Genomic DNA, 2,627 nt, shown 5'->3' on the forward strand with positions numbered 1-2,627 from the left:
CTGCAGGCCGCCCGCTCTCTGCCCCGTCAGGTGGCGGGGCTTTTGGCGATGTTTACAACAGCCCCCCCTTCGCCCGGGGCCAGGAGGCAGCGACAGACACCCCGCCCCTGCCGGAGCAGGGCAACGTGACATCCGACACCTCTGACCAGAGCGCGCAGGACGATCAGCAGCTGATCGATGAGCCCCACCTTAATCGCGGGACGGAGCTGCCCGAGACTGCCTCCGCCACGCCCCTGCTCCGCGAGCCGCTGCTGTCAGGGGGCGCCCTCCCGATCCTGCTGTCAGGCGCTTTCCTCACAGGTCAGGACCCGTCTGACGGAGGCATGTCTCTGCAGATCCCTTCCGAAGGACCGGATGAAACTGCGCCTGATGTCCCTCAGAATCCGCCCCCCCAACCTGCGCGATCCCCTCACATTGCCGCACAGGTGGTGGCTTTGGAGCATTCCGCCGACCTGCCGGACCATAGTATCCGGCGTCTGCGCCCCATTGATTTCAGGGTTGCACAAGGGTGCGCATGGGCCGCGTGTGTGATCTGAAGCCTGTCCATGAGCGTTGATCGTAGCTCTGAAAGGAGTCCTTTATGAGCTCATCGCGACTTGCTTTGTCCCGTGGGCATATGCCCACGGCATGAGGTCATCGATGTTTTTGTCCAGATGACCATTTGCGAGGCTGGTGAAGAGGTCGCGCAGATAGGCAGAGGGTTCGACACCATTCATCTTGCATGTGCCGATAAGGCTGGCGAAGCGTGCCCAGTTGCGGCCGCCTTCATCATGGCCGGCGAAGAGCGCATTACGACGGTTCATGGCCGGGCTGCGGATGGCATTTTCGACAAGGTTGGAGTCGATGTCGATATGGCCATCATCAAGGAACCGGCGGAAGCCTTCCTGGCGCTTCAGCATATAGGCCATGGCCTCACCCAGGTCGGATTTTTTTGATACCCGGGCCGCCTGCGCGTTCAGCCATTCGAAGAACTCCCCGACCACCGGGCGGGACAGATCCTGTCTGACAGCCCGCCGATGATCCGGGGCGCTTCCACGAATGGCATCCTCGATCCTGTAAATCGCGGCGATGCGCAAGAGCGCTGCCTCCACGATGGGCGAACCCTTCGTCGGCTGGGCTTTGATCAGCTTGCGCCTGCCATGTGCCCAACAGAACGCCAGCTGCAAGGGCGCACCACCCGTGCGCTTTGGCGTAGCGAGATGGGTATAGGCCCCATAGGCATCGACCTGGATCGTGCCATTAAAGCCAGCGAGGATTTCCGCGGCATATTCGCCCTTACGGCCCGGGCGGTAGTGGAACACCACGCCGGGTGGCGCGGCGCCTCCCCAACCGCGGTCGTCCCGCAAAACGGCCCAGAGGTAGCCTGTTTTCGTCTTGCCGCGCCCCGGATCAAGCACCGGGGCGGTCGTCTCATCAACATAAAGCCGGGAGCTTTCCGCCATCAGCCGCCTGGCCATGTGATCAACCACGGGCGCAATCAGGGCCCCGGTTCGGCCCATCCAGTCGGCCAGAACCGATCGGTCGATCGGCACCCCGTGCCGCGCCATCACCACTGCCTGCCGGTTCAGCGGCATATGCTCTGAGTGTTTAGCGACAGCGATCTGAGCCAGAAGCGCCTCGGTCGGCCAGCTTCCCTCCAGAAGATGCGCGGGAGCTCTGGCCTGAACCACACCGGCACGCCCTTTGGAGCAGGCATAGCGCGGGCGCACCGTAACGATCACCTGATAACGGGCCGGGATGTAATCCAGGCGCTCACTACGATCCTCGCCGATCCGGACCATGTCCCCACACCCACAGGGGCAGACGATGCTGTCGGGCTCTACAATGCGTTCGACCCGGGGCAGGCTCTCAGGTAAAGCCCGGGCCTTGCGGGCCGCCCGTGGCCTGCGCTTCTCAGGATCGGGTTCGCTGGCCGCAATTCGTTCTTCGAGCGCCGCGATCTGCGCCTGCGTTTCGGCGATGGCGGTTTCCTGGTCTTCCAGCGCCAGTTCCAACTGGGCCGGATCCAGCTTTTCCGATTTAGGTCCGAACTTCGTGTGCCGGTAATTCTGAACCTGGCCTTCCAGCCGTTCGATCAGGGCCTTCAACTCGATGATGAAGGCCTCCTTTTCGGCCACCACCGCCTGCTCATGCTGACGAGCTGCCCGTTCGATCTTCGCCTCAAACCGCGCCGCTTCCAGGGCCGCCTGTTGGGCGGTGAAGGCCTTCACCACCTCGGCGGGAAGGTCCGGAAACAGACTGAGATCGAAGGGCTGCGACATGCAGTATGTCTACCGCATCCGGGCCGTAAATCCCAACAAAATAAGGGTAATATGCCAAAAAAATCACCCCGCGGAGGTCGGATGAGCAACGCGGCGCACAATCGTCCGGCGCCAGTCCAACCCCTCGAAAAGAGCTTCCGCCTGCGCCCGCGACAGCCGCATAATCCCGTCCCGAACCTTTGGCCAGGCGAAGTTACCTTCCTCCAGAACCTTATAGATCAGCACCATTCCGGTCCCATCCCAAACAAGGATTTTCAACCTGTCACCACGCCTGGATCGGAAGATCACCGTGACACCGGAATATGGATCGAGCTTCAGCTCGCTCTGCACCATCAGCGCCAGTGCCTGATGCCCACACCGGAAGTC

2 protein-coding genes are annotated in these 2,627 nt (G+C 62.2%); both read right to left on the reverse strand.

All coding sequences use genetic code 11. The features are described 5' to 3' along the window. Positions 1-578 precede the first annotated feature (578 nt). Complete coding sequence (gene tnpC / locus EP867_RS19230) at positions 579-2,261, reverse strand: IS66 family transposase (protein WP_128491044.1); 1,683 nt, start codon at positions 2,259-2,261, stop codon at positions 579-581. A gap of 63 nt (positions 2,262-2,324) precedes the next feature. Then, positions 2,325-2,627, reverse strand: a 303-nt coding sequence (gene tnpB, locus EP867_RS19235) for an IS66 family insertion sequence element accessory protein TnpB (RefSeq protein WP_164888974.1), incomplete at its 5' end; no start/stop codon positions are given.

Origin of the sequence: Falsigemmobacter intermedius (genome assembly GCF_004054105.1) — a bacterium.
Taxonomy (GTDB): Bacteria; Pseudomonadota; Alphaproteobacteria; order Rhodobacterales; family Rhodobacteraceae; genus Wagnerdoeblera; species Wagnerdoeblera intermedia.

Coding starts and splice junctions, on each gene's coding strand:
- tnpC (WP_128491044.1), bottom strand. CDS start 2,261: ATGTCGCAGCCCTTCGATCTCAGTCTGTTTCCGGACCTTCCCGCCGAG.